This window comes from Pseudomonas syringae group sp. 247E2 (assembly GCF_032587795.1).
Classification (GTDB): domain Bacteria; phylum Pseudomonadota; class Gammaproteobacteria; order Pseudomonadales; family Pseudomonadaceae; genus Aquipseudomonas; species Aquipseudomonas amygdali.
In genome coordinates, this window is sequence record NZ_JAWHPK010000012.1 from 1 (window position 1) to 504 (window position 504).

A 504-nucleotide genomic window follows, 5' to 3' on the forward strand; every position below is an offset into this window, starting at 1 on the left:
AGATAAAGGTGTCATTGCCACCGCCACCGTGGATCACATCCTGGCCGCCCTTGCCATCAAAGGTCTGGGCGCGGGCCGATCCGTTCAGCGTGTCATTCCCAAGGGTCCCGGTCGAATTCTTGATTTCCAGCAGCTGATCCTTCATCGTGACAAGATCCTCAAACGCCAAGGAGCTGCCGTCAGAGAACTCAGCTTTCTTAACACCATAGTTAGGGTAAAGAAGACTATAGTCCAGCACGACCTGATCCCCTTCTATGCCGTCGGTGATTATCAGACTATTGCCGGATGGAGTGGTTGTAACCGTCAATGACGCCGCCGTGATACCGATGCCGAACTTCAGAATAGGTACCTCACCGGCGGCATATGCGTTATCTATCTCTAGGTAGCCATAACCAGCCTTGTAGATAAAGGTGTCATTGCCACCGCCACCGTGGATCACATCCTGGCCGCCCTTGCCATCAAAGGTCTGGGCGCGAGCGGATCCGTTCAGCGTGTCATTCCCAA

1 protein-coding gene is annotated in these 504 nt (G+C 54.0%); it reads right to left on the reverse strand.

From position 1 onward, the window contains the following. On the reverse strand, nt 1-504 hold a 504-nt coding region (locus tag RYC18_RS14125), incomplete at both ends, for a hypothetical protein (RefSeq protein WP_316886292.1).